Below are 25,578 nucleotides of genomic sequence, written 5' to 3'. Positions count from 1 at the left end.
GCCGCGGCCGGGCGGTGCTACCTCGCCGGCGTCGTCCCCGGCCGCGCGCGGACGGCTGCCTCGGTGCGCGAGGCGACGCCGAGCTTGCGCAGGATCGCCGAGACGTGCACGGACGCCGTCTTGCGCGAGATGAACAGACGCTCGGCGATCTGCCCGTTGGTCAGTCCTCCGGCCACCAGGTCGAGGACCTGGCGCTCGCGGTCGGTGAGGCTGGCCATGCCCGACGGCGGCACCCCGGTCCGCGCTCCGGCCCGCGTCGCGGTTCTCCCCTCAGACAGTCCGGCGTCGGCGAGCAGGGCGCCGGCACGGTCGACGACGTAGCCGGCCCCGATCGTCCGTGCCGCGTCCACGGCAGAGGTCAGCAGGTCCCGGGCTGTTGACCTGTCGCCGTCCGCCAGGCGTGCCTGCCCGTCCCGCCACAGGGCGTAGGGCCGCAGGTGGGCCGGAGCGCCGTCGTCGTGCCCGAGGGCGGCGACGGCGGACCATGGTCCGCCGCCGAGCTCGGCGTCGAACACGGCGCTCCACACCGGGTGGGTGGGCCAGAAGGCCGCGGCGTCGAGCGCCTCCCGGTAGGGCGTGACGTCCACGGCGCTGCCGCGGGCGCCTGCCAGTGCCAGCGCTCGGGCCGCGACGGCCAGGACGGACAGCGCGTACGGGCCGTGCAGCAGCTCAGGATCGGTCGCCGGGGTCACGAGCCCCAGGGCGTCGTCGAGGTCGTCACGGGCGAGCGCCAGCTCGGCGAGCGTCCCTCGGACCCGTGACCGCACCTGCATCTCGAGACGTTCGTGGCGCAGCCACACCGCACGGTGGCGGCGCGCCATCGTCTGCGCGGTGTCGACCTTCCCGCGCCACAGCGTCAGCCAGGTCCAGCGTTCGGCGAGGTAGACCGCGTAGGCGCTGGGTTCGACCAGCGTCGTCGCCCGTTCGTACCAGGCGTCGGCCGCGTCCCAGCGACCGAGGCCGATGTCGGCCTCGGTGACGTTGCCCTCGAGCATCGCGAAGCTGACCCGTCCGGCTCCGCGCGAGCGCGCCTTGTCGGCACCCTCCTGGGCGATGCGCCGGGCCTCGCCGAAACGCCCGAGCTTGATCCGGGTGTCCGAGGCGTTGGTGAAGTAGCGCGAGAGAGCGGACCAGTCGTCCCCGGCGAGGCGACGGGACTCCTCGAGGTCGTCGATGGCACCCAGGTCCCCGGCGCCGATCCTGGCCAGGGCGCGCGCGTTGACCAGGGCGGAGAGCGTGGCACGGTCACCGACTGCTGTCGCGGCCTCGATCCCGGCGTCGGCCGTGCGCACCGCCTCGTCGTCCCGGCCGGCGAGCATCGCCGTGCGGGCCTTCATGCGGAGCAGCGGCGCACGGGTGGCGGGGTCGTCGGGTGCGGTCTCGATGGCCTCGTGCAGGAGGTCCAGGCCTGACGGGTCTCCGGTGCGCAAGGTGTGCACCGCCGCGAGGCCGAGTGCCCTCGCGCGGCCACCGGCGTCGTCGGGCGGCCACTCCGCGTGCGCCTGCCGGGCCAGGGCCACCGCCCGGTCCAGCCGTGTCGCGTCCTTCTGCGCGTCGGCGACCCGCAGCAGGAGCTCGTGGTGGGTGGTCCCGGTGACCTCCTCTGCGTGCGGGACGAGGTCCCACAGCTCCAGCGCACGCTCGCCGAGGGCGACCGAGGTGGAGGTGGCCTTGTCGTGGCCCGCGGCGTCCTGGCCCGCCACCGACGCGGCGAGCGCGCGGTCCGGCACCCGGGCGCGCCACCAGTGGTCGGCGACCTCCGCCAGCCGGGGCACCGTCGCGGGCCCGGCCTCGAGCGCCTCGGCGTACGCCGAGTGCAGCCGCCGGCGCTCGGTGGGCAGGAGCTCGGCGTCGACCGCCTCCTGCATCAGTGCGTGCCGGAACCGGTAGCCGTCGGTCTCGGCCTGCAGCACGAGTGCTTCCACGGCCTCGCGGGCGGCGGGTTCGCAGGCGGCCAGGGCGGCGTCGCCGAGCACCGCGGCGAGCACCTCGTGGTCGGCTCGCTGGCCGGCCGCCGCCACCGTACGGCAGAACTCCTGGGCGGACGGCGAGAGCTGGGAGTAGCGCAGCAGCAGCACGTCGCGCAGCGTGGTCGGCATGGCTGTGCCGAGACAGCTCGCGAGCTCCTCGACGTAGAACGGCACGCCCTCGGAGCGCTCGACGAGATCGTCCAGCCCGTCCCCGGCCGGGCGGCGTCCGCCGTCGTCCAGCACCGCCCGCGCGAGCTCGGCGATCTCGTCACGTGCCAGGCGGGGGACGTCGATGCGGCTGGCCAGGCGGGCGCGGTCGATCTCGGCGAGCGTGGTGCGCAGCGGATGCCGTCGGGTGACGTCGTCGCTGCGGTAGGTCGCCACCAGCAGCAGGCGCCGCCCTGGGGCTGCGCGTGCCGCGCGGGCGAGACGCACCAGCGCGGTACGCGTGACGTCGTCGGACCAGTGCAGATCCTCCACGACGACGACGACGGGACGTCCGTCCGCGACACCGGCGAGCAGGTCGGCGAGCACCTCCGGCGCGCGACCCCCGTCGACGCCGGGACGCACCGCGACCAGGCCGGGCTGGATCGCGCCCAGCGCGTCGGCGGCGGGACCGGCCGCGTCGAGGGTCCCGGTCGGGCCCAGAGCGGCCACGACGTCGCGCAGGACGCCGTCGAGCCCGGCGTACGGCACCGGCCCGGACCCGGAGTCCGCGCACTGGCCCCGGGCGACGAGCACCTCCGGCGGGACGAAGCTCAGCAGCTCGGTCACCAGCCGGGTCTTGCCGATGCCTGCCTCGCCCGCGACGACGACGACCTCGCCGGTACCCCGGAGCGCGCCGGCCAGCGCCGCGCGGAGCGTCGCGATCTCCGCGGTGCGGCCGACGAGCGGCGTGCGTCCCTGAGGCATGCCGCCATCGTGCCAGGTGGTGCCCCTCACGACGGGGTCGGGCCGCGTGACGGTGGTCATGCCGGACGGTGCCGGGCAGCGAGCCACGTCCGTGGTGCCGGACGGCGCCGGCGGGAGCCGTGCTCCGGGGCCTCGACGTCGGTGCGTGCCGCGAGGCGTTCACGGTCCTGGCGCGCCTGTTCGACGCGCCGGACCAGCTCGGCCTCGCGCACCCGGTGCTCGGTGAGATGGTCGAGATGCATGGTTGCCTCCGCGCGGGTCGTGGCTGGCCGGGGCGGCCCGCCACGACCACTGTCGGCGTCTGAGGTAGCCGGGCGGATCGGGCAGGTGGTCGGTTCGGCAGGCGGCGTGGGGCAGCCCGGTCGCCTGAGGTACCTCACGGCTCGGTGGTGGGCACGTGCCGCGGTGCTGTCACCGAGGACGCGTAGGATGGCACTCAACGATCGAGAGTGCTAAGTGATCGAGCAGGGACCGAGAGCGCTACGGCCGGGTGCTCGGCGGAGGGAGGCGCAGGAGTGAGCGAGGAACGTCGGCTCGAGGTGCTGCGCGCCATCGTGGAGGACTACGTCACGACGCGGGAGCCCGTGGGCTCGCGCGTGCTCACCGAGCGGCACCGCCTGGGGGTCTCGCCCGCCACGATCCGCAACGACATGGCGGTGCTCGAGGAGGAGGGCTACATCACCCAGCCGCACACGTCGGCCGGGCGGGTGCCCACCGACGCCGGCTACCGGCTGTTCGTCGACCGCCTCGCCGAGGTGCGGCCCCTGACGATCCCGCAGAAGCGGGCCATCGAGACGTTCCTGTCCGAGGCCGTCGATCTTGATGACGTGCTGGTCCGGGCCGGGCGGCTGATCGCTCAGCTCACCGGTCAGGTGGCCGTGGTGCAGTACCCGTCGCTGCGGCGGTCCGGGTTGCGCCACCTCGAGATGGTCCCGGTGGGCGAGGACCGCCTGCTCGTCGTCGTCATCACCGACACGGGCCGTGTCGAGCAGCGCTTCTGCGAGGTGCCCACGGCGTCCGACGGCGGGAGCGCACTGGACGTGGTGACCCTCGCCGAGCTGCGCGCCCGGTTCAACGCCGCGGCGGCCGGCAAGCGCCTCGTGGACCTGCCGGTGGCGTTCGCCGCCGTGGTGGAGGCCGTCGGCCCCGCGCTGGCCGGCGTGGCCGGGGCGGTGGCGGACCTGGTCGTGGACACCCTCGGCCAGGAGAACGAGGAGCGGATCGTGCTCGCGGGCACGGCGAACCTCGCCCGCTCCGAGTCCACCTTCGAGCAGGGGCTCAGCCCGGTGCTCGAGGCGCTCGAGGAGCAGGTGATCCTGCTCGGGCTGCTCACCGAGATGTCCAGCGACGGCGTCGGTGTGCGGATCGGGCACGAGAACCGGCTCGACGGGCTCACGGAGGCCTCCGTCGTCGTCTCGGACTACGGGACGGGCGGCGACCCCGTGGCGACCCTGGGTTCGATCGGCCCGACCCGCATGGACTACCCCGCCACGATCGCCTCCGTGCACGCCGTCGCCCGCTACCTCTCCCGCGTCCTGCCCAGCTGAGCGCGCGGAATCCCTGACCAGACTGCGTACGTCACCGAAGAGAGAACTGTGACCGACTACTACGAGATCCTGGGCGTCGCGCGTGACGCCTCCGCCGAGCAGATCAAGAAGGCCTACCGCAAGCTTGCACGTGAGCTGCACCCGGACGTCGCCGGTGCCTCCGGCGAGGAGAGGTTCAAGGACGTCGCCCGCGCCTACGAGGTGCTGTCGAACCGCGAGAAGCGCGAGCAGTACGACATGGGTGTCGACCCGAGCGCGCCGGGAGGAGGCGCCGGGGGCGGCTTCGGCCAGGGCTTCGGGTTCCAGGACATCTTCGAGACGTTCTTCGGCGGCGGTCAGGCCTCCGGCCCGGTGCCGCGCGCCCGGCGCGGCCAGGACGCGCTGGTCCGGATGGACATCGACCTCGTCGAGGCCACGTTCGGCGCCAAGCGTGAGCTCCAGGTCGACACCGCCGTGGTCTGCGGCACCTGCGGCGGCAAGGGCTGCCGGCCCGGTACCGACGTGCGGACCTGCGACGTCTGCCACGGGCGCGGCAACGTGCAGCGCGTCGCGCGTTCGTTCCTCGGTCAGGTCATGACCACGGCGCCGTGCGCCGCCTGTCAGGGCTTCGGCACGGTCATCCCCGAGCCGTGCGCCGAGTGCTCGGGCGACGGCCGCGTGCGTTCGCGCCGCAGCCTGACCGTCAACGTCCCGGCGGGCGTCGACACCGGCACCCGCATCAAGCTGTCCGCCCAGGGTGAGGTGGGGCCCGGCGGCGGTCCCGCCGGCGACCTCTACGTGGAGATCCGCGAGAAGGCGCACGACGTCTTCGTGCGTCGCGGCGACGACCTGCACTGCACGCTCCCGGTCCCCATGACGGCGGCGGCGCTCGGCACCGTCCTCGAGCTGGACACGCTCGACGGTGCGGAGGAGATCGACCTGCGCCCCGGCACCCAGCCCGGCCAGATCATCACGCTCAAGGGGCTCGGCGTCGGGCACCTGCACGGCAACGGCCGGGGCGACCTGAACATCCACGTCGAGGTCCAGGTGCCCACCGGCCTGGACGACGAGCAGTCCGCGCTGCTGCAACAGCTCGCCGGGTTGCGTGGTGAGGAACGCCCCGAGCCGCGGCTCGTCGCCGCGCACCCGGGCGTCTTCTCACGCCTCAAGGACAAGCTGAGCGGCCGCTGACGTGAGCGCCCCGGTCTTCCTCGCCACGGACGACCTGAGCCAGGTGCGGCCCGGCGCGGTCTACGTGCTGGGTGGCGACGAGGGCCGCCACGCCGGCGTCGTGCAGCGACGGGGACCGGGCGAAGCCCTCGACGTCGTCGACGGCGCCGGGACCCGGCTGCGGTGCGTCGTGGAGTCGGTCGACGGGACCGACGTGCACCTGCTGGTCGAGGAGCGTGCCGACGAGCCCGCGCCCACCGTGGTGCTCACGCTCGTGCAGGCCCTCGCCAAGGGGGACCGCGACCACCTCGCGGTCGAGGCTGCCGTCGAGGTCGGCGTCGACGCCGTCGTTCCCTGGCAGGCCGAGCGGTCCGTCGTCGTGTGGCGGGGGCCGCGGGCGGCCAAGTCCCGGGCGAGGTGGGAGTCGACCGCACGCGCCGCCGTGAAGCAGGCTCGCCGTGCCTGGCTGCCGGCGGTGTCCGAGCACGTCACGACCAAGCAGCTCGTCGCGCGGACGCGGGACGTCCTCGCCGCCGGGGGCGCCGTCGTCGTCCTGCACGAGGAGGCGACCACGGCGCTGGCCGACGTCACGCTGCCCGTCGCCGGTGAGCCGGCGACGGGCAGCGTCGCGCCGGAGCTGCTCGTGATCGTGGGACCGGAGGGCGGGATCGGGACGGACGAGCTCGCGTCTCTCACCGGTGCGGGTGCGACCACCGCGCGGCTCGGGCCGCACGTGCTGCGCACCTCCACAGCCGGACCGGTCGCCGTGGCGCTCCTGAGCGAACGTCTGGGCCGGTGGCGGTAGCGTGGAGCGCATGAACGACACCGCCGAGGCCGACTGCCTCTTCTGCCGGATCGTCGCCGGGGAGCTGCCCGCCGACGTCGTGGAGACCACCGAGCGCGTGATCGCCTTCAGGGACATCGAACCGCAGGCGCCCCTGCACGTGCTGGTCGTGCCCAAGGAGCACCACGGTGACGTCTCCGTGCTCGCGGCGGCCGACCCGGGACTGCTGGCCGAGGTGGTCGAGGTGGCCGACTCCGTCGCGCATGACCTCGCCGACGGCCAATACCGGTTCATCTTCAACTCGGGCCCGCGGGCGGGGCAGAGCGTCTTCCACGTCCACGGGCACGTCATCGCCGGTACCCAGCTCGGATGGAGCCCAGCCTGAGCATGTCGACCTCTGCCGCCTCCGACCAGCCCGTGAGCACGCACACCGCCGAGCACCGCGTCGTCGTCCCTGCCCACGTGCCGATGGTCGCCCTGCTGGGCAGCCGGGACTCCGTGCTGCGCGCGGTCGAGGACGGGTTCCCCGGCGTCGACGTGCACGCGCGAGGCAACGAGATCTCCGTGCGCGGACCCGCCCCGGAGGTCGTGATCGTCTCCCGCCTCCTCGACGAGCTCGTCGAGGTGGTGGAGTCCGGGACGCCGCTCACCCCGGAGGTCGTCTCGCGGTCCGTGGCGATGCTCGCCGGTACACCGGCCCAGCGCCCGGCCGAGGTCCTGACCTTCGACATCCTGTCCAGCCGGGGCCGCACGATCCGGCCCAAGACGGTCGGGCAGAAGCACTACGTCGAGGCCATCGACGCGAACACCATCACGTTCGGCATCGGACCGGCCGGCACCGGGAAGACGTACCTGGCGATGGCCAAGGCGGTCCAGGCGCTGCAGGCCAAGCAGGTCAACCGGATCATCCTCACCCGGCCCGCCGTCGAGGCCGGCGAGAAGCTCGGCTACCTGCCGGGCTCGCTCAGCGAGAAGATCGACCCGTACCTGCGTCCGCTGTACGACGCGCTGCACGACATGGTCGACCCCGACTCCATCCCCAAGCTCATCGAGTCCTCGACGATCGAGGTCGCTCCGCTCGCGTACATGCGGGGCCGTTCGCTGAACGACTCGTTCATCATCCTCGACGAGGCGCAGAACACCTCGGCCGAGCAGATGAAGATGTTCCTCACCCGGCTCGGGTTCGGCTCGACGATGGTCATCACCGGCGACGCGACGCAGGTCGACCTGCCGGGCGGCACGACGTCCGGGCTCCGGGTGGTGGAGGACATCCTCACCGGGGTCGACGACGTCGAGTTCTGCCGCCTGACGAGCTCCGACGTGGTGCGCCACCGTCTCGTCAGCGACATCATCGACGCCTATGCGCGGTGGGACACGTCGCGGCCGGCCGGCGACGGCCCTCGTCGGGGCAGCCATCACGACCGAGGGGGACGCCGGTGAGCATCGAGGTCAACAACGAGTCGGGCCACGAGGTCGACGAGGCGGAGTTCGCGGCGCTCGCCCGCTTCGCCCTCGACAGCCTGCACGTGCACCCGTCCAGCGAGCTGTCGATCCTCTTCGTCGACACGGCCACGATGACCGACCTGCACGTGCAGTGGATGGACGAGCCTGGCCCCACCGACGTGCTCTCCTTCCCGATGGACGAGCTCCGTCCGGGCCGGGAGGGCGAGGAGACCCCGCCCGGCACGCTCGGTGACATCGTGCTGTGCCCGGACGTGGCGGCGCGGCAGGCGCAGGCGGCGGGCCACTCGACGGTCGAGGAGCTGCTGCTGCTCACCACCCACGGCATCTTGCACCTGCTCGGGTACGACCATGCCGAGCCCGAGGAGGAGAAGGAGATGTTCGCGCTGCAGCGCCGGCTCCTGCTCACGTTCCTCGCCGGGCGGTGACGAGCGCGGTGGACGCACCCGACGTCGTGCTGTGGCTGATCCTCGCCGTGGCGCTGGCGGTCTCCGCGATGCTCAGCGCGGGCCAGACGGCGGTGCAGCGGGTGACCAAGGCGTCGCTCGCGGCCGCGCTCGCCGAGGCGCTCGCCGGCGACGACGACGGCTCGGCCGTCTCACCGGCCCGCATCCGCCGGATCCGACGCGCCCAGTACCTGGCGGCCGAACCCGCGGTGCCCGTGTCGATGGCGCTCGTCCGGGTCTTCGCGGAGTCCGTCGCGGTCGGTGCCCTCACGCTGCTGCTGGCCGACTGGTTCGACGGGTGGTGGGAGGCACTGCTCGGCGTCGCCATCGCCGGCCTGGTGGGCGGTGTGCTGCTCCTGCGGTTCAGCCCACGGACGTGGGCACACCACCACCCCGCGCGTGCTCTGGTCGCGCTGGCGGGTCCGCTCGGTGTCGTCCACCGTACGGTGGCGTGGGTCCCTCGCCGCCGTACGCCCGGAGAGGCGGCCCCTCCCGAGACCGACGAGCTGCGTGACATGGCCGACCGGGTCCGCGAGAACGAGTCCATCGAGGCCGAGGAGCGCGAGCTGCTCCGCTCCGCGCTCGAGCTGGGCGGCACGCTGGCCCGGGAGGTGATGGTGCCGCGCACCGACATGGTGACGGTGGCCGCGCACACTCCGTTGCGCAAGGCGATGCGGTTGTTCCTGAGGTCCGGCTTCTCCCGCGTGCCCGTGGTGGGCCGGACCGTGGACGACCTCGTCGGCGTGGTGTACCTCAAGGACGTGGCACGGCTGCTCGACGCCGACCCGACCGCCGAGGACCGCCCGGTGATCGATCATGTCCGTGGCCCGGTGTTCGTCCCGGAGTCCAAGCCGGCGGACGACCTGCTGCGAGACATGCAGGCGCGGCGCTCGCACATCGCGATCGTGGTCGACGAGTACGGGGGAGTGGCCGGCCTCGTCACGGTGGAGGACATCATCGAGGAGCTCGTGGGCGAGCTCACCGACGAGCACGACACCGCGCCGGAACCCGAGCCGGAGGATCTCGGCGACGGCGTCTGGCGCGTGCCGGCCAGGCTGCCCGTCCACGAGCTCGGCGACCTGTTCGGCCTGCGCCTCGACGACGACGACGTCGACACCGCAGGGGGCCTGCTCGCCAAGGCGCTCGGCAAGGTGCCGCTGCCCGGCGCAGGCGCCGACGTCGGTGCGCTGCGTCTCGAGGCGGAGCGCGTCGAGGGGCGCCGCAAGCAGCTCGCCAGCATCCTGGTGCGCAGGAGCGCACCCGAAGCAGCGGACGACGCCGTCGTACCGCACGATCAGAAGGACGTCCCCGCATGACGCACGAGATCCCCCACCGGTCAGGCTTCGCCTGCCTGGTCGGCCGCCCCAACGTCGGCAAGTCGACCCTCACCAACGCCCTGGTCGGGGAGAAGGTCGCGATCATGTCGGCGCGGCCGCAGACGACGCGTCACACCATCCGCGGGATCGTGCACCGCGAGGACGCCCAGCTCGTCCTGGTCGACACCCCCGGGCTGCACCGTCCGCGCACGCTGCTCGGCGAGCGGCTCAACGCCCTGGTCCAGGACACCCTCAGCGAGGTCGACGTCGTCGCGTTCTGCCTGCCCGCGGACCAGAAGATCGGGCCCGGCGACAAGTACATCGCGAGCAAGCTCGCTCCCCTCATGCAGGGACGTCGGCCGGTGCCGGTGGTCGCCGTCGTCACCAAGTCCGACCTGGTCGACCGTGGGCGCCTGGCCGAGCACCTGATGGCGGTCGACCAGCTCGCCCGGTCGATGGATCTCGACTGGTCGGCGATCGTGCCGGTCTCCGCCCAGGGCGGGTTCCAGGTCGCCGAGCTCACCGACGTCCTGGTGGCCCACCTGCCGGAGGGGCCGGACCTCTACCCGGGTGGTGAACTCACCGACGAGCCGGAGGAGGTCATGATCGCCGAGCTCGTCCGTGAGGCGGCCCTGGAGGGGGTGCGTGACGAGCTGCCGCACTCGCTGGCCGTCTCGGTCGAGGAGATCGTCGAGCGTGATGGATCCGCGGACGAGGAGACGGGCCGGCGGGCGCTGCTCGACGTGCGCGTCACGCTCTTCGTGGAGCGTCAGAGCCAGAAGGGCATCATCATCGGTCGCGGCGGTTCTCGTCTGCGCGAGGTCGGCACCGTGGCGCGTGAGGGGATCGAGAAGCTGCTCGGCGCGCGCGTCTTTCTCGACCTGCACGTCAAGGTCGCCAAGGACTGGCAGCGGGACCCGAAGCAGCTCCAGCGACTCGGATTCTGATCCCGGCATCCGCCGTCGAGCGATCGCGATGCCCCTCCGGCGAGTAGCATCCGTCGAGTGGTGTTCCGGACGATCGCGACGAGTGCGGCCCTGCTGGTCGGCCTGGCCGTGGTCGGCGCCGTCGCGGGGCCGCAGTGGGACCCTCAACCCGTCACGGAGCACGTGTCCCCGGCGACTTCCGACACGACGATCGGAGGGGTCGACCCGGCCGCCGTGGCCGACGGCGACATCGGCGCGGTGGGCGATCACGAGGTGCGCACCGAGCCGGTGACGATCGAGCTGGACGGCACCACGGTGGGGGGCCTGCTGCGTCGCCCGCTGGACGCCGACGGCAGCCTGCTGACCAGCCGGCCGGGTGTCGTCTTCGTCCACGGCGCCGGGACCGGGCTCTCCACCCAGGCGTTCACCGCGACGGCGACGGCACTGACCAGCGCCGGTGTGGTCACGCTCGTGCCCGACAAGCGGTTGGACACCTACTCCCTGCGGGAGCGGGACTACGAGGCCATGGCGCTCGACTACGCGCGGTCGGTCGACCTGTTGCGCGACGTCGACGGCGTGGACCCCGCCCGCGTGGGGGTGTACGGCGAGTCGGAGGGCGCCTGGATCGCCCCGGTGCTCCAGGTCGACGACCCCTCGATCGCGTTCACGATCCTCGCGTCCGCTCCGGTCGTGCCGCCGCGGGAGCAGGCGGCCTTCGCCGTCGACAGCTACCTGCGGAACACGGGCGTACCCGACCAGGTGTTCCGCGCGATCCCTCGCGCCGTCGGGATGCAACTTCCCGGGGGAGGTTTCACGTACGCCGACTTCGACGTGCGCCCGTGGCTGGAGAGGCAGACGGCGCCCGTGCTGGTGGTCTACGGCACCGCCGACGCCTCGATGCCGATCGAGCAGGGTGCGCGGCTGATCCTCGCCGACACGGCCGTCGGACCGGGCCCGGCCCCGGTGACCGTCCGCTACTACGAGAACGCCGACCACGGGATCCGGGTGCGCGACGAGGCTGCCGAGGGCAGCGAGTACCCGCTGCACGCCGACTTCGCACGCGACCTCGCCGCGTGGGTCCAGGGCTTGCCAGGGACGGCGGACGCGGCGCCGCAGGTCGCGGGTGCGACACCGGAGCAGCTCTTCCTGGCGGCTCCGGTGCCGCAGCCGCTCTGGTGGGGCAACGGAGACGTGGTCGTCGCCGCCGTCCTCGGCGGCACGGGTCTGGTCGTGCTGGCCCTCGGTGCGTGGGGCGCCGTGGCGGTCGTCGGGCCGGTGGTCCGACGGCGTGACGACGGGTCGGTGCCACCCTTCGCGCCGGGCGTCGGGCCGGCGCTCGTGGCCCTCGGGTTCGGCGCCGTCGCCACGACCGGCGCCCTGGCGGTGTACCTGCTGTCCGTGGCGCGGCTGGCGTTCGACTACCAGCGCAACGACCTGGTCGTCCAGGGCGGCTGGGTCACCGTCCGGCTGCTGGGGGTCGCCACCGCCGTCGCGGCTGCGATCCTCCTGCAGCGCGTCGCCGACGTCCGCTCGGCGCGTCGGTCGGTCGGTGATGCGAGGGTGGTCCGCTACGCACCGGCGCACGTCGTGCTGTGGTGCGTCGTCGTCGGATCGGTGTCGCTGCTGCTCACGCTGGCCTACTGGGGCGTGTACCAGCTCGGGATCTGACGCGCCGCGGCCCACGACCTGACGCGAGGGGGTCGCGTCGGGTAGAAACGACCTCGACCGGTCCTTCGGTCAATCACCCATGCAGGGAGTCCGCACTCATGTCCGACGCCGTTCTACCCCGGTCACCGTTCGCAGGTGTCCCGACCCGCGAGGTCGTCCGCGACGTCGTGGCCGTCGTCGCGTTCCTCGTGGCGCTCCCGTTGCCCTGGGACGCCGTGCACCGGGGCAGCGACCTGCTGTGGGTCGTGCTGACCACGGTGCTGGCGATCCTGGCCGTCGCCGCTCCGTACGCCCAGCGTGTCGGGATCCTGCCGGCAGGGTGGGCGCGGGTCAGCGAGCCGCGGTCCCGCCTGGTCGGGCTCGCACCGTTCGTCCTGGTGGCCCTGCTGCACGCCGTGCTCGACGTGTTCGCGGTGGGCGCCGGCGGGATCGGCGCAGGTCTGGCGATGGGGCTGACCGCGACAGCGGTGGCGGCGGCGCTGCCGTCCACGCGCGGCGTCCTCGTCGCAGCGGTCGTGCTGGCCGTGACGGCGGTCGCCAACCCCTTGACGTCCGTGGTCGACGGGGCGCTGTGGCCGGACGTCCTCGGTGCCGTCCTGTCCGCGGTCCTCGTGCTCGGGGTGCTGTGGTTGACGGTGTGGTCGTTCCTGCACGGGGACGACGCCGCGGGCATCGTGCTCGTCGCCATCGGGGGCGCGGTCGCGCTCGAGCTCGCGCTGCTCGGCGGCGGCGCCCAGCACTCCTGGGTGGAGTCGCTGCACGCGAACCGCTACGGCCTGCTCCTGCTGCCCGTGGTCGCCGCCCTCGCCGTGCCGTCCGTCGTGGGTCGGGTCGCGGCGTCGCAGGGAGAGGCGGCCGAGGTCAGCGCTGCACGGTGGGTCCGGGTCGCGGTGCGAGCCTTCGAGCTGATGATGGTCGTGGCCGCCTTCGTGGCGATCGTCGCGATCGTGCGCCTCGCCGCCGTCGGCGCAGGGGTCGAGGGCGTCCGTCTCGGCGCCGAGCCGGTGCTCCGGCTGATCGTCGGTGTGCTGGTCGTGGTCGTCGCGCTGCTCGCACGACGTGCGCTCCAGAGGGACCCGCGCTCGGCGCACGCCACCGCCGTCGGCGCCGCCTGCGTGGTCGTCGTGCTGGGACTCGTGATCCTGGTGGCCCGGGCGGGCGTCGGGACCCGGTCGCACGTCGAGGAGCTGCTGCTGGCGCTGGCGCTGCCCGCCATCGTGCTCGGGGCGCTGCTCGTCCCTCCCTCGGTGCGTGCCCTCGTCGCCTCGCAGGACACGCAGCTCGACGACCTTGCCGCGACCGGCAGCGCGACGTCCTACGGCGAGGGTTCGGCGGGCGGTAGCCCGACGGCGGCCGGGGCGCCCCTGGGTGAGGTGGCACCGTCGGACCAGCCCGCCGCCACCCAGGACACGGCCGTCCACGAGCCGGTCGCCGCGTCGCCCGCCGAGGCCGGCTCTCGCTGGCGTGGCACCTGGGCGGCTGGCACCGACGCGACCCAGCAGATGGCCCCCGTCGAGGTCGCGCAGGGACGCGCGGCCCAGGGCCGGTCCGCGACCTCGCCGTCGTCGGCCGTCGACCAGCCGCCCCCTCAGCAGCCGCACCAGACGCAGGTGCTGCCGCCCGTGGCGGACGTCCCGGGATCGCGCTGGTCGCCGGAGCAGGCTCTCGACCCGACGACGCCGCTGGCGGACCTTGCCCAGATCGTCCAGGAGGCGCCGCACCTGCGCCCCCACGTCGCGGCGAACCCGTCGACGTACCCGGCGCTGCTCGACTGGCTGGGCGCCCTGGGCGACCCGGCCGTGGACGCCGCGCTGCGCACGCGTCGGTGACCGGACCGACGTCGTCGGACGCCCACGTGACGTACCGCACGCACGGTGTACGGTGTCACTGTGCAGCACGTGGTGAGCCTCCTCCTTCCGTGCCGCGGCGGGGCCTACTAGAGGCCGGAACCTCGCCGCGGTGGATTCTGGTGCGCCGGCCGAAACATGAGCCCCCACCGAAGGACACCTCTGATGCAGACCGCTGAACCCACCGGGATCGCCGCCGTCAACCCGCAGCGCCCCTCCGGGATGCCGTACCACCGCTACGTGCCGTTCCACGAGCAGATCACCGTCGAGCTGCCCGACCGGACGTGGCCCGACCGCCGGATCGAGAAGGCGCCCCGCTGGTGCGCCGTCGACCTGCGGGACGGCAACCAGGCCCTCATCGAGCCGATGGACGCCGAGCGCAAGCTGCGGATGTTCGAGCTGCTCGTGCAGATGGGCTACAAGGAGATCGAGGTCGGCTTCCCCTCGGCGTCGCAGACCGACTTCGACTTCGTGCGCATGCTCATCGAGTCGGGCCGGATCCCCGACGACGTGGTGATCCAGGTGCTGACCCAGTGCCGCGACCACCTCATCGAGCGCACCTACGACGCGATCCGCGGCGCGAAGCAGGCGATCGTGCACCTGTACAACTCGACGTCGATCCTGCAGCGCGAGGTCGTCTTCCGCACCGACATGGACGGCATCGTCGACATCGCCCTGCAGGGCGCCAAGATCTGCCGCAAGCTCGAGGAGACCGTGCCGGAGACCACGGTCTACTACGAGTACTCGCCGGAGTCCTACACGGGCACCGAGCTCGAGTTCGCGGCGCGGATCTGCAACGAGGTCCTGGACGTGCTGGAGCCGACGGCGGAACGTCCCGTCATCGTGAACCTGCCTGCCACGGTCGAGATGGCCACTCCGAACGTCTACGCGGACTCGATCGAGTGGATGAGCCGTCACCTGAAGTACCGCGAGAACGTCGTGCTCTCCCTGCACCCGCACAACGACCGCGGCAGCGCCGTCGCCGCCGCCGAGCTGGGCTACCAGGCCGGCGCCGACCGCATCGAGGGCTGCCTGTTCGGCAACGGTGAGCGCACGGGCAACGTCGACCTGGTCACGCTCGGCATGAACCTGTTCGGGCAGGGAATCGACCCGCAGATCGACTTCACGGTGGGTGGCGGCATCGACGCCATCCGCCGGACGGTCGAGTACTGCAACCAGCTGCCCGTCCACGAGCGTCACCCCTACGTGGGCGACCTGGTCTTCACGGCGTTCTCGGGCTCGCACCAGGACGCGATCAACAAGGGCTTCGACCACATGGCAGCCCGTGCTCAGGCCGAGGGCAAGGCGGTCGACGACCTGACGTGGGGCGTGCCCTACCTGCCGATCGACCCCAAGGACCTCGGCCGCTCCTACGAGGCGGTCATCCGCGTCAACAGCCAGTCCGGCAAGGGTGGCGTCGCCTACCTGCTCAAGACCGAGCACCACCTGGAGCTGCCGCGCCGGCTGCAGATCGAGTTCTCCGCCGCTGTGCAGCGACACACCGACACGGCGGGCAAGGAGGTCACGGGCGCGGACATCTGGCGGATCTTCTCCGACGAGTACCTGCCGGTCGACCCGTCCTCCGGGCTGGAGCCGTGGGGTCGGCTGCGGCTGCGGCGCACGCGGACGTCGTCGGGCGAGGACGGGGCGACGCAGCTCGAGGTCGACGTGGTCGACCGGGGCGAGGAGCACACGCTGACGGGGACCGGGAACGGGCCCCTCGCGGCGTTCGTCGACGCCATCGCGCACGTCGGGCTGGACGTCCGCGTGCTCGACTACGCCGAGCACGCACTGTCGGAGGGCGGGGACGCCTCGGCCGCTGCGTACGTCGAGTGCGCCGTCGGCGACGACGTTCTGTGGGGGGTCGGCGTGGACCCGTCGATCACCACGGCGTCGCTCGAGGCGATCGTCTCGGCCGTGAACCGCGCCGAACGTCGCTGACAGCGGGTCGGTCGTCGGGGCGGGCGCGCGGATCCTCCCGCGCCCGCCCTGACACGTCGTGTCGGGTGTACCTGGGACAATGGCCGAGTGCCCCTGTACCGAGACGACGCGATCGTTCTGCGCACCCACAAGCTGGGCGAGGCCGACCGCATCATCACGTTGCTGACGCGCGAGCACGGCAAGGTCCGCGCCGTCGGTCGCGGGGTGCGCCGCACCTCGTCGCGCTTCGGGGCACGCCTGGAGCCGTTCATGGTGGTGGACGTCCAGCTGCACACGGGTCGCAACCTGGACTCGGTCACACAGGTCGAGACGGTCGGGGCGTACGCCAGCCAGATCAGTGCCGACTACGGTCTGTACACCGCGGGCGCGGCGATGCTCGAGGTGGCGGACCGTCTCGTGTCTGCGGAGCGTGAGCCCGCGGTCCAGCAGTACTGGCTGCTCGCAGGCGCGTTGCGCGCACTCGCCGCCCACGCCCACGCACCCGGCCTGGTGCTGGACTCCTACCTGCTCCGGGCGCTGTCCGTGGCCGGCTGGGCGCCGTCGTTCACCGACTGCGCCCGGTGCGGCGAGCCGGGGCCGCACCACGCGTTCGCCGTGGCCCAGGGCGGCGCGGTCTGCACCCGCTGCCGCCCGCCGGGCTCGACGGCGCCCGCACCCGAGACCTTCACGCTCCTGGCCGCCCTGCTGGCGGGCGACTGGGACGTCGCCGACGTCGCCGATCGGCGGCACCGCACCGAGGCGGCCGGTCTGGTGGCCGCCTACTCGCAGTTCTACCTCGAGCGCACCCTGCGCTCGCTGCGCATGATCGAGAGAGAGGCCTGATGCCCCGCGCCCCGCAGCAGTACGCCGAGCCGTACCCCCACCCGTCCGGTGCGACGCCGCCGGCGATCCCGGCCGAGTTCGTGCCGAACCACGTCGCGGTGGTCATGGACGGCAACGGGCGGTGGGCCAACGCACGCGGCCTGCCGCGCGTGGAGGGGCACAAGCAGGGCGAGAAGTCGCTGCTCGACGTCGTCGCCGGCGCGGTGCAGATCGGCGTCAAGCACGTCTCGGCGTATGCGTTCAGCACGGAGAACTGGAAGCGGTCGCCGGACGAGGTGCGCTTCCTGATGAACTTCAACCGCGACGTCATCCGCCGACGGCGGGACGAGATGTCGTCGTGGGGAGTGCGGATCCGGTGGGCCGGGCGCCGGCCGAAGCTGTGGGGGTCGGTGATCAAGGAGCTGCAGGTCGCCGAGGAGATGACGCGCGCCAACGACCGCTGCACGTTGACGATGTGCGTCAACTACGGCGGCCGGGCGGAGATCGCCGACGCGGCGGCGGCGATCGCGCGCGAGGCGGCCGCGGGCCGGCTCAACCCGGACCGGGTCAGCGAGAGGACGGTGCAGAAGTACCTCGACGAGCCGGACCTGCCGGACGTCGACCTGTTCCTGCGGTCGTCCGGCGAGCAGCGCACGAGCAACTTCATGATCTGGCAGGCCGCGTACGCGGAGCTGGTGTTCCTGCCGGAGCCGTGGCCCGACGTCGACCGGCGGCACCTGTGGCGCGCGGTGGAGGAGTACGCCCGCCGCGACCGCCGCTACGGAGGCGCCGTCGACGCCACCCCCCCGACCCCGTAGCGCCGTGCGTCGGTGGGGTCAGCCGTAGATCTCCGCGAGCTGGTCGACGATCGCCGGGACGCCGTCGGGCCAGTCGTAGGACAGGGCCGTCGGCGGGGAGACGGAGGACACGGCGACGTTGCCCACGACCTTGACGACGTTGCCCGCGGCCACGGCCGGGATCGCCTGGAGCTCCTCACCCTCACCGAAGGTCTCGGCCTCCTCCTCGGTGTACGTGTAGGCGATGAGGAAGTCCGACTCGAGCTTGTCCAGCTCCTCGTAGGACAGCGTGTAGAAGAACCCGCCGTCGGAGGTGTCGAGCTCGTCCACCGAGGGTGCGGACACCACGCCGAGACCTTCGAGGATGCCGACGCGGGGGTCGGCCGGGGTGTAGACGTAGACGAGGCCCTCGGAGGGCGAGTCGACGATCGCCGCGAACGTCTTGCCCTCCATCTCGGGGTGCTCGGCGGCCAGGTCGCCGACGGAGGTGTCGATGTCGGCGAGCACCTGCTCACCGGCGGCGGAACGGCCCAGTGCTTCGGCGGTGAGCGTCACGATGTCGTCCCAGGGCGTCGTCCACGGCGACTCGGGGTAGGCGACGACGGGGGCGATGTCGGAGAGCACGTCGTACTGCTCCTCGGTGATCCCCGAGTACGGGGCGAGGATGAGGTCCGGGTCGGCCTCGACGAACTCCTCGTACGGCACCGAGGCGCCGCCCTCCGCGTCGGTGAGGATGACCGGGAGCTCGGCGCCGAGCGCTTCGTACTCCTGCTCGACCCAGGGCAGCAGCGCCTGCTCGCCGACGGTCCAGGTCTGCTCGGCGACGCCCACCGGGACGACGCCGACGGCGAGGGCGGCCTCGGTGGTGCCCCAGCCCCACGTCGCGACCCGCTGAGGTGCGGACTCGATCACCGTCTCACCCAGGGCGTGGGTGATGGTGATCGGGAACTCGTCGGTGGCGCCGGCGGCCTCGTCGGTGGCCGTGGCCTGCTCGCCCGTGCCCGCCTGTGGAGCGGACTCGGCGGCGCACGCGGTCAGGGCGAGCATGCCGACGGCGGCGAGACCGACGGCGGTGGTCAGGGAACGGCGAAGACGCACGGGTACTCCTCGGTGGGCTCGCGATCGGCTCGCGAGTGACGATGATTGAGGCAAGGCTAACCTCACTAGATGGCGATGTGTAGGCCCGGATCCGCTCCGTGAGCACTTCTCGCTGTGAGGTCGCTCACGAGGTGGGTTCGGTGGACCCGTCCGGAGCCGGGGTGCCGTCCGGCCGGTGGTGCCGGCCGATCGGCACGATCATGGGTGACCCGGCCACCGGGTCCCGCACCACCCTCGCGTCGAGCCCGAAGGCCTCCAGGACGGTCGCCTCGTCCAGCACGTCCGCCGGCGTGCCCTGCGCGACCACCCGGCCAGCGCTCATGACCACCAGGTGGTCGGCGTACCGGGCGGCGAGGTTGAGCTCGTGGAGCACCATGACCACCGTCGTGCCGTGCTCGCGGTTCAGGTCGTGCAACAGGTCGAGCAGCTCGACCTGGTGGGTGACGTCCAGGAACGTCGTGGGCTCGTCGAGCAGCACGACGTCGGTCTCCTGGGCAAGCACCATCGCGATCCAGACGCGCTGGCGCTGGCCGCCGGACAGCTCGGCCACCGGCCGGTCGGCGAGGTCCGCCACACCGGTCGCCACGAGCGAGCGCTGCACCACGACGTCGTCGTCGCTGCTGTGCCGACCGAACCAGCCCTGGTGGGGAAAGCGGCCGCGACCGACGAGCTCGGCGACCCGGACGCCGTCGGGAGCGACGGAGGACTGGGGGAGCACGCCGACCAGCCGGGCCAGCGCCTTGCGCGGCATGGCGGTCACCTCCTGCTCCCCGAGCGTCACCCGCCCCGCGGTGAGGGGGTGCAGCCGTGCCAGCCCGCGCAGCAGCGTCGACTTGCCGCAGGCGTTCGGGCCGACGATCGCGGTGACCCGGCCCTCGGGCAGGGTGAGGTCGAGGCCTTCGATGACCGGGTGGCCGTCGTAGCCGATGGAGACACCGTGGGCCGTCAGGTCGCCGGAACGGGAGGCGCCTGAGCTGCTCGAGGCGCGTGGCGTCACGGTGGTGGGAGGGATGTCGATCATGCGCGGGTTCTTCTCTCGTGGGTGGCGAGCAGCCACAGCAGGTACGGGGCGCCGACGATGCCGGTGACGATGCCGGTGGGGGCAGCGACGCCGAGCAGCCCGTGCTGGGCGACGATGTCGGCCGACAGGACCAGCGCGGCACCGGTGGCGACCGAGACGGACAGCGCGGGTCCGCCGTCGTCGGTCAGCCGCCGGGCGATGGCTGGGGCGACGAGCGCGACGAAGGCCAACGGGCCGACGGTCGCCGTGGCGAGCGCGACGAGGCCGACGGCGACCAGGAGCGTGGTCACGCGGGCGGAGTCGGTGGCGACGCCCAGACCCCGGGCGTGGTCGTCCCCGAGCGCCAGCGGCCCCTGCCACCGGGAGACGACGGCGGCGGCGAGGGTCAGCACGGCGAGCCCCACGCCGAGCATCACGAGCTCGGCACCCCGGACGTCCGCGACGCTCCCCACGGTCCAGACGAGGGCGGTGGCGGCGTCACGCTCGTCCGCGCTGGCGAGCATCCAGGCGAGCAGCGAGGCGGCCAGGTAGGCGAACCCGACGCCGACCAGCACGAACCGGATCGAGTGCAGGCCCTGCCGCCAGGCGAAGAACCAGATGAGCAGCGCGATGGTGGCGGCGCCGAGGAACGCGCCGAGCGACACGGCCATGCCCGTCATGCCCAGCCCGAGCAGCACGGTGACGGCGCCGACGGAGGCGCCGCCGGCGATGCCGAGGATGTCCGGGCTCGCGAGCGGGTTGCGCAGCGTCGACTGGAAGAGCGCGCCGGCCAGGCCGAAGGCTGCCCCGGCCAGCAGCGCGGCGCCGAGGCGGGGGAGCCGCAGTCGCTGGACGACGAACAGGTCGCCGGCGTCGCCGACGCCGAACAGGGCGAGCAGGGCGCGGCCCGGAGACAGGGACGCGGCGCCGACGGTGAGCGCGAGGGTGGCCAACGCGACGACGAGCACGGCCAGGGAGGCGAGCACGACGGCGCGGCGGCGGGAACGGCGCGTGCGCACGGCGGTCACGGCGGGGGTGACGGTCAGCGGCGTCATCTCACACCCCCGCAACCTTGCGGCCGCGCGCGACCGCGACCAGCACCGGGGCGCCGATGGCGGCCGCCACGACGCCGGCCTCCAGCTCGGTACCGGGCAGCACCAGGCGTCCGATGACGTCTGCGCCGAGGAGCATCACCGGGCCGAGCAGCGCGGACAGGACGACGACCCATCGGTAGTCCGTGCCGACGAGCCGGCGGGCGGCGTGCGGCACGGCGAGGCCCACCAGCGCGACGGGACCGGCCAGCGCGGTCGCGGACCCGGCCAGGAGCACGATGGTCAGGCCGGCCACGGCGCGGGTCACGCCGACCCGCTGGCCGAGGCCGCGGGCGACGTCGTCGCCGAGCGCCAGCATGTTGAGCCGGTGTGCCAGCCCGGCGGCCAGGACGGTGCCGACGGCGATGAACGGCAGGACGACCGTGAGCGTGTCGAGGCCGCGGCCTGTCAGTGAGCCGACGGCCCAGAACCGGTACAGGTTGAAGGCCTGCGGGTCACGCAGCAGCACCAGGGTGATGAGCGGCGTGATCAGCGCGGTGACGGTCGCGCCGACGAGGGCGAGCCGCACCGGCTGGCCGGCACCGATGGAGAACACGAGTGCCGCAGCGGCGGCCGCACCCAGGAAGGCGAACCAGACGAACTGCGACGGAGCCGTCAGGCCGAGCAGCCAGACCGCGCAGACGACGGCGAGCGAGGCCCCCGAGTTGAGCCCGAGCAGGCCGGGGTCGGCGATCGGGTTCCGGGTGACGCCCTGGATGACGGCGCCGGCGACACCGAGGGCGAGCCCGGCGGCGATCCCGACGAGTGCGCGCGGGACGCGCTGTCCCGCGATCACCTGGTGGTCGACGTTCCCGGCGACGGGCGAGGTGAGCGCTTCCCAGACGACGGGCAGCGAGACGTCACGGACGCCGAGCACGAGGCTGGCGACCACGATGAGGGTCAGCGCACCGAGGGTGATCGCGCAGGCCGCAACCTGTCGGCGGGTCCGCATCGCCACCTGACGGGCCGCGTCCGAGGACGTGACCTGCGGTGAGGTAAGCATTGCCTAAGTCTGACACAGCGTCGAGTGTGGTCCGGAACGGGTCCGCGGCGCGCGTGCTCAGTGCTGCTCGGTCGCCACGCCCGCTGCGTGCGGAGCGGGCTCCGCCCGGCGCGACCGATGGCGACGGCGGTGCAGGAGCCAGGCGACGGCACCGGCGGCGAGCACGGCCGCCGCCGCGAGCGCCGCCGGGTGGAGCAGGAAGAGCAGGATCGCGCCGTAGACGACGGCCGTGCCGACGGTGGTCCAGATGGCCGCCCAGAGGAGGCAGCCGACGAAGAGTGCCACGAGGTAGCGCGGGAACGGCATCCGCAGGTACCCGGCAGCCAGGTTGACGATCGTCTGTACACCCACCGTGAGGAACGACACGGTCACGGCCGGCGGTCCCCACCGGTGGATCCGGTCGACGACCTGGACCGCACGCGGCGAGGCCAGCAGGTGGGCCACCCGGGTCCCTCCCATGCCACGGGCGACGCCCCGGCCGAGCCAGTACGTCGCCTGGGCGCGTGCCATCACGATGCAGAAGGCGATGACGTAGACGGCCCAGAACGGGAAGCCCTCGAGCGTGAAGACGCCGTGGCGCCCGGCGTCGTCGGCCGCGGCGGACACGGTCGGGGCGAGAAGCATGCCCCCATCATGCCTTGCTGAGGTATGCCTGGCCTAACCTGAGTGCGCCGCCGCCGCGCGGCAGTCCGCGCAGGTGCCCCACAGCTCGATCGTGTGCTCGATGTCCGAGAACCCCTGCGACGCCCCGACCCTGACCGCCCACGACTCGACGGTGGGCCCGTCGATCTCGACGGCGTGTCCGCAGGACCGGCACACCAGGTGGTGGTGGTGCTCGGTGCGTGCGCACCGGCGGTACAGGGCCTCGCCGTCGTCGGTGCGCAGCACGTCCACCTCGCCGCCCGCGGCGAGCGCCTGCAGGGTCCGGTAGACGGTGGCCAGGCCGACGGCGTCACCGCGGTCGCGCAGCAGCTCGTGCAGCTGCTGGGCGCTGCGGAACTCGTCGGTGGCGTCCAGCGCGCCGGCGACGGCGGCGCGCTGCTTGGTCATGCGCAGCTGCTGGTTCATCTCTCGCACTCTCCTTCGGTCCCGGTGGTGGTGGCGGCGACATCGACCTCGACGTCGTCGGGGATGTCGGGGTGCGGGTCTCGCGCGGGCTGGCGACGTGCCAGCAGCGGGTGCAAGCCTGCCACGACCGCGTACACGGCGATCGCCAGGACGACGATGAGGGCTCCGGGCGAGACCGGGTACCAGTAGGTCGCGCTGAGGCCGACGACGCACACGACGACACCGATCACCGAGCCGACCGCCATGGTGCGGCGGAACGAGTGGGTGACGAGCTGGCCGATCGCCACCGGCACGATCATCAGCGCGGAGACGAGCAGCAGCCCGACCACGCGCATCGCGACGGTGACGGTGAGCGCGGCGAGCACCGCGACGGCCATGTTGAGCGCCCAGACGGGCAGCCCGGACGAGACCGCGAACTCCTCGTCGTGGCTCACGGAGAACAGGGCGGGGCGCAACCCGATCCCGACCAGCAGGATGAGGGCGCACAGGACGACGGTCAGGACGAGGTCCGTCGACGTGACGGTCGAGATCGACCCGAACAGGTACGCCATGAGGTTTCCCGACGACCCGCCCGCGATGCCGATGATGAGCACGCCACCGGCGATACCGCCGTAGAACATGATGGCCAGGGCCAGGTCGCCGGAGGTGCGTCCGCGCCGTCGGACGACCTCGATGAGGACGGAGCCGACGACGGCGGCGACCACCGCGCCGGGGATGGCCAGGACGTCGTTGGGCACCAGCCCCAGGCCCGCGCCGACGAGCCAGCCGAGCGCCACACCGGTCAGGGCGACGTGCCCGATGCCGTCACCCAGCAGCGCAAGCCGCCGTTGGACGAGGTACGTGCCGACCACCGGCGCGCTGACGCCGACGAGCAGCGCGGCGACGAGAGCTCGTTGCATGAGGGGGTCGCCGAACATGTGGCTGAGCTCGCTCACGGGTGCACCTCCGTCGCGCCGACGCCGAAAGGTCCGTCGGTGAGGCCGAACTCGGTCTCGCTGTGGACGGGCAGCTCCGAGGTGTGCGGGTGCACGTGCTGGTGCCCTGCGGCGTCGTGGTCCGGGTGCGGACGCGGCGGGGCGCCGTCGTGCACCACCCGGCCGTGCCGGAGCACGACGGCGCGGGTGACGAGACCCGCGAGCTCGCCGAGCTCGTGGACGACGACCAGCACCGTCAGGCCGTCACCGATCAGCCGGGTCATGGTCGCGGCGAAGGCCTCCTGGCTGGGACGGTCGACGCCGGCCACGGGCTCGTCGAGGACGAGGACCTCGGGGCGGCGGACCAGGGCGCGCGCGATGAGGACGCGCTGCTGCTGACCGCCCGAGAGCTGGCCGGTGGCGTCGTCGGCGCGGTCGGCGAGCCCGACCTGGTCGAGCGCCTCGCGGACCTGACGCCTCCAGCCACGGGGCAGGGCGAGGCGACGGCCGTGCAGCAGGCCGGAGGCGACGACCTCCGCCGCGGTCGACGGCACGCCCGCCGCCGCGCTGACGCGCTGGGGGACGTATCCGACGCGATGCCAGGGGACACCGTTGCCGAGCGGGCTCCCGAGCAGGCTGATCTGCCCCTGGGACGGGCTCAGCACACCGACCACGGTGCGCACGAGGGTGGACTTGCCGGAGCCGTTGGCGCCCAGGAGGGCGACGACCTCACCGGAGTCGACCCGCAGGTCGATGCCGCGCAGCACGTGGCTGGCGCCCAGGTGGACGTGCACGCCGCGAGCGTCGATGACGGGAGTGCTCACGCGCAGCCCAGGCCCTCGGTGATGGCGGCGAGGTTGTCGTCCATGATGGAAATGTAGTCCGCCCCGGAGGCGGAGAGCTCGGTGGACAGGCCCTCGAGCGGGTCGAGCACGGCGGTGGTGACACCGAGGTCGCCGGCGAGGGTCTCAGCGACCTTGGGGCTGGTGAGGGTCTCGGTGAAGATCGTCCGCACGTCGTTGTCGACGACGACGGCGCCGATCTCGCGCAGCCGTGCCGGGGACGGCTCAGCCTCCGGGTCGAGGGCGGAGATGCCGACCTGTGACAACCCGTACCGCTCGGCCAGGTAGCCGAAGGCGGCGTGGCTCGTCACCAGGGTCTCGCCCTGGCAGGCCTCCAGCGCGGCCGCGTACTCCGTGTCGAGGTCCTGCAGGGTGGCGTCCAGGTTCTCCGCGTTCGCCGTGTAGGTCGCGGCGTTGTCCGGGTCGGCCGCACCGAGCTGCGCGGCGACCTCGTGGGCCACCGGGACCAGCAGGGTGGGGTCGAGCCAGAAGTGCGGGTCGAGGCTTCCGTGGTCGTGGCTGTCCGCAGCGTCGTCGTCGGCGTGCTCGGCGTGCTCCTCGGCGGTCTCGCCCGCGTGCCCGACGGAGCCGGGCTCCGCCTCCAGCGCGACGACCTCGGCGGCGTCGACGACGTGCTGCGGGGCGCGGGCCGCCACGGCCTCGTCGACCGCGGGCTGGAAGCCGGACTGGAACACGACGACGTCGGCGTCACCGACCGCCCGCACCTGCGCGGGGGCGAGCTCGAGGTCGTGCGGCTCCGCCGACGGGGGAGTGAGGTTGTCGACGCTCACGAGGTCGCCGCCGACCTGCTCGGCCACGTACTGCAGCGGGTAGAAGCTGGCGAGCACCCGCACGCCGTCGTCGCCGGTGCCGTCTCCGGTTCCGCCGTCCGCGGCAGAGCACGCCACGAGGGCGAGCGCGAGGGGTAGGGCGGCGAGCACGAGCGGGGCACGGCGAGTCATGAGAACGATTCTCAGCCTTGGTGGGAAGGGAAGTC

General features: G+C 73.1%; 24 protein-coding genes. 13 read left to right on the top strand and 11 right to left on the bottom strand.

The window, feature by feature from the left end; translation table 11 throughout:
- Positions 1-17 precede the first annotated feature (17 nt).
- On the bottom strand, positions 18-2,882 hold the full coding sequence (locus PZC42_RS12400) for an ATP-binding protein (RefSeq protein ID WP_277211529.1): 2,865 nt from the start codon (positions 2,880-2,882) through the stop codon (positions 18-20).
- A 56-nt stretch (positions 2,883-2,938) separates the two neighbouring features.
- On the bottom strand, positions 2,939-3,124 hold the full coding sequence (locus PZC42_RS12395) for a hypothetical protein (protein ID WP_277211527.1): 186 nt from the start codon (positions 3,122-3,124) through the stop codon (positions 2,939-2,941).
- 273 nt (positions 3,125-3,397) lie between these two features.
- On the opposite strand from PZC42_RS12395, the gene hrcA reads away from it, so the two are divergent.
- The 13 genes from hrcA (at position 3,398) to PZC42_RS12330 (ending at position 17,586) form a co-directional block, all read left to right on the top strand.
- A complete protein-coding gene (gene hrcA, locus PZC42_RS12390) occupies positions 3,398-4,429 on the top strand; it encodes a heat-inducible transcriptional repressor HrcA (protein WP_277211525.1) in 1,032 nt (343 codons plus the stop codon).
- 48 nt (positions 4,430-4,477) lie between these two features.
- Positions 4,478-5,599, top strand: coding sequence for a molecular chaperone DnaJ (dnaJ, locus tag PZC42_RS12385; protein WP_277211523.1), 1,122 nt, complete (start codon positions 4,478-4,480; stop codon positions 5,597-5,599).
- 1 nt (position 5,600) lies between these two features.
- On the top strand, positions 5,601-6,383 hold the full coding sequence (locus PZC42_RS12380) for a 16S rRNA (uracil(1498)-N(3))-methyltransferase (protein WP_277211521.1): 783 nt from the start codon (positions 5,601-5,603) through the stop codon (positions 6,381-6,383).
- A 10-nt stretch (positions 6,384-6,393) separates the two neighbouring features.
- On the top strand, positions 6,394-6,747 hold the full coding sequence (locus PZC42_RS12375; protein WP_277211519.1) for an HIT domain-containing protein: 354 nt from the start codon (positions 6,394-6,396) through the stop codon (positions 6,745-6,747).
- A 2-nt stretch (positions 6,748-6,749) separates the two neighbouring features.
- Positions 6,750-7,802: a PhoH family protein gene (locus PZC42_RS12370; protein ID WP_277211933.1), complete on the top strand. Its 1,053-nt coding sequence runs from the start codon at positions 6,750-6,752 to the stop codon at positions 7,800-7,802.
- A complete protein-coding gene (ybeY, locus tag PZC42_RS12365; protein ID WP_277211516.1) occupies positions 7,799-8,251 on the top strand; it encodes an rRNA maturation RNase YbeY in 453 nt (150 codons plus the stop codon). The genes PZC42_RS12370 and ybeY overlap by 4 nt, the downstream gene beginning before the upstream one ends.
- An 8-nt stretch (positions 8,252-8,259) precedes the next feature.
- Positions 8,260-9,585, top strand: coding sequence for a hemolysin family protein (locus tag PZC42_RS12360; RefSeq protein ID WP_277211515.1), 1,326 nt, complete (start codon positions 8,260-8,262; stop codon positions 9,583-9,585).
- On the top strand, positions 9,582-10,532 hold the full coding sequence (era, locus tag PZC42_RS12355; protein WP_277211513.1) for a GTPase Era: 951 nt from the start codon (positions 9,582-9,584) through the stop codon (positions 10,530-10,532). The genes PZC42_RS12360 and era overlap by 4 nt, the downstream gene beginning before the upstream one ends.
- 57 nt (positions 10,533-10,589) lie before the next feature.
- The gene (locus PZC42_RS12350; RefSeq protein ID WP_277211511.1) at positions 10,590-12,179 is read left to right on the top strand and encodes an alpha/beta hydrolase family protein; all 1,590 of its coding nucleotides are present in this window, start codon (positions 10,590-10,592) and stop codon (positions 12,177-12,179) included.
- 98 nt (positions 12,180-12,277) lie between these two features.
- The gene (locus tag PZC42_RS12345) at positions 12,278-14,008 is read left to right on the top strand and encodes a DUF7937 domain-containing protein (protein WP_277211509.1); all 1,731 of its coding nucleotides are present in this window, start codon (positions 12,278-12,280) and stop codon (positions 14,006-14,008) included.
- 183 nt (positions 14,009-14,191) lie between these two features.
- On the top strand, positions 14,192-15,967 hold the full coding sequence (gene leuA, locus PZC42_RS12340) for a 2-isopropylmalate synthase (RefSeq protein ID WP_277211507.1): 1,776 nt from the start codon (positions 14,192-14,194) through the stop codon (positions 15,965-15,967).
- 87 nt (positions 15,968-16,054) lie between these two features.
- A complete protein-coding gene (gene recO / locus PZC42_RS12335; protein WP_277211505.1) occupies positions 16,055-16,789 on the top strand; it encodes a DNA repair protein RecO in 735 nt (244 codons plus the stop codon).
- On the top strand, positions 16,789-17,586 hold the full coding sequence (locus PZC42_RS12330) for an isoprenyl transferase (RefSeq protein ID WP_277211503.1): 798 nt from the start codon (positions 16,789-16,791) through the stop codon (positions 17,584-17,586). Before recO ends, PZC42_RS12330 begins: the two co-directional genes overlap by 1 nt.
- 18 nt (positions 17,587-17,604) lie before the next feature.
- Here PZC42_RS12330 and PZC42_RS12325 read toward each other — a convergent pair whose 3' ends face one another.
- The 9 genes from PZC42_RS12325 to PZC42_RS12285 form a co-directional block, all read right to left on the bottom strand.
- Positions 17,605-18,663, bottom strand: coding sequence for an ABC transporter substrate-binding protein (locus PZC42_RS12325; protein ID WP_277211501.1), 1,059 nt, complete (start codon positions 18,661-18,663; stop codon positions 17,605-17,607).
- 124 nt (positions 18,664-18,787) lie between these two features.
- Positions 18,788-19,684 carry an ABC transporter ATP-binding protein gene (locus PZC42_RS12320; protein WP_277211499.1) on the bottom strand — a complete coding sequence of 299 codons (897 nt, stop codon included), beginning with the start codon at positions 19,682-19,684 and terminating at the stop codon, positions 18,788-18,790.
- Positions 19,681-20,718, bottom strand: a complete 1,038-nt coding sequence (locus tag PZC42_RS12315; RefSeq protein ID WP_277211497.1) for a FecCD family ABC transporter permease — start codon at positions 20,716-20,718, stop codon at positions 19,681-19,683. The genes PZC42_RS12320 and PZC42_RS12315 overlap by 4 nt, the downstream gene beginning before the upstream one ends.
- Before the next feature lies 1 nt (position 20,719).
- Positions 20,720-21,757, bottom strand: a complete 1,038-nt coding sequence (locus tag PZC42_RS12310) for a FecCD family ABC transporter permease (protein WP_277211494.1) — start codon at positions 21,755-21,757, stop codon at positions 20,720-20,722.
- Positions 21,758-21,814: 57 nt separating this feature from the next.
- Positions 21,815-22,381 (bottom strand): DedA family protein, encoded by a 567-nt coding sequence (locus PZC42_RS12305; protein WP_277211492.1) that lies wholly within the window; start codon positions 22,379-22,381, stop codon positions 21,815-21,817.
- Positions 22,382-22,414: 33 nt separating this feature from the next.
- A complete protein-coding gene (locus tag PZC42_RS12300; protein WP_277211490.1) occupies positions 22,415-22,825 on the bottom strand; it encodes a Fur family transcriptional regulator in 411 nt (136 codons plus the stop codon).
- A complete protein-coding gene (locus PZC42_RS12295; protein WP_277211932.1) occupies positions 22,822-23,742 on the bottom strand; it encodes a metal ABC transporter permease in 921 nt (306 codons plus the stop codon). The genes PZC42_RS12300 and PZC42_RS12295 overlap by 4 nt, the downstream gene beginning before the upstream one ends.
- A 14-nt stretch (positions 23,743-23,756) precedes the next feature.
- Positions 23,757-24,563: a metal ABC transporter ATP-binding protein gene (locus PZC42_RS12290; RefSeq protein ID WP_277211488.1), complete on the bottom strand. Its 807-nt coding sequence runs from the start codon at positions 24,561-24,563 to the stop codon at positions 23,757-23,759.
- Positions 24,560-25,543: a metal ABC transporter solute-binding protein, Zn/Mn family gene (locus PZC42_RS12285; RefSeq protein ID WP_277211486.1), complete on the bottom strand. Its 984-nt coding sequence runs from the start codon at positions 25,541-25,543 to the stop codon at positions 24,560-24,562. Before PZC42_RS12285 ends, PZC42_RS12290 begins: the two co-directional genes overlap by 4 nt.
- Positions 25,544-25,578: the final 35 nt, after the last annotated feature.

This window comes from Isoptericola croceus, assembly GCF_029382255.1.
GTDB classification, from domain to species: Bacteria; Actinomycetota; Actinomycetes; order Actinomycetales; family Cellulomonadaceae; genus Isoptericola; species Isoptericola croceus.
Note: the sequence above shows the minus strand (reverse complement) of the source record. Positions and strands in the feature narration are given on the sequence as shown.

Excerpts from the sequence above, each read along its gene's own strand:
- PZC42_RS12400 (WP_277211529.1), bottom strand. The coding sequence starts at position 2,882 with ATGCCTCAGGGACGCACGCCGCTCGTCGGCCGCACCGCGGAGATCGCG.
- PZC42_RS12395 (WP_277211527.1), bottom strand. The coding sequence starts at position 3,124 with ATGCATCTCGACCATCTCACCGAGCACCGGGTGCGCGAGGCCGAGCTG.
- PZC42_RS12375 (WP_277211519.1), top strand. The coding sequence starts at position 6,394 with ATGAACGACACCGCCGAGGCCGACTGCCTCTTCTGCCGGATCGTCGCC.
- PZC42_RS12370 (WP_277211933.1), top strand. The coding sequence starts at position 6,750 with ATGTCGACCTCTGCCGCCTCCGACCAGCCCGTGAGCACGCACACCGCC.
- era (WP_277211513.1), top strand. The coding sequence starts at position 9,582 with ATGACGCACGAGATCCCCCACCGGTCAGGCTTCGCCTGCCTGGTCGGC.
- PZC42_RS12345 (WP_277211509.1), top strand. The coding sequence starts at position 12,278 with ATGTCCGACGCCGTTCTACCCCGGTCACCGTTCGCAGGTGTCCCGACC.
- leuA (WP_277211507.1), top strand. The coding sequence starts at position 14,192 with ATGCAGACCGCTGAACCCACCGGGATCGCCGCCGTCAACCCGCAGCGC.
- PZC42_RS12330 (WP_277211503.1), top strand. The coding sequence starts at position 16,789 with ATGCCCCGCGCCCCGCAGCAGTACGCCGAGCCGTACCCCCACCCGTCC.
- PZC42_RS12320 (WP_277211499.1), bottom strand. The coding sequence starts at position 19,684 with ATGATCGACATCCCTCCCACCACCGTGACGCCACGCGCCTCGAGCAGC.
- PZC42_RS12315 (WP_277211497.1), bottom strand. The coding sequence starts at position 20,718 with ATGACGCCGCTGACCGTCACCCCCGCCGTGACCGCCGTGCGCACGCGC.
- PZC42_RS12310 (WP_277211494.1), bottom strand. The coding sequence starts at position 21,757 with ATGCTTACCTCACCGCAGGTCACGTCCTCGGACGCGGCCCGTCAGGTG.
- PZC42_RS12305 (WP_277211492.1), bottom strand. The coding sequence starts at position 22,381 with ATGCTTCTCGCCCCGACCGTGTCCGCCGCGGCCGACGACGCCGGGCGC.
- PZC42_RS12300 (WP_277211490.1), bottom strand. The coding sequence starts at position 22,825 with ATGAACCAGCAGCTGCGCATGACCAAGCAGCGCGCCGCCGTCGCCGGC.
- PZC42_RS12295 (WP_277211932.1), bottom strand. The coding sequence starts at position 23,742 with ATGTTCGGCGACCCCCTCATGCAACGAGCTCTCGTCGCCGCGCTGCTC.
- PZC42_RS12285 (WP_277211486.1), bottom strand. The coding sequence starts at position 25,543 with ATGACTCGCCGTGCCCCGCTCGTGCTCGCCGCCCTACCCCTCGCGCTC.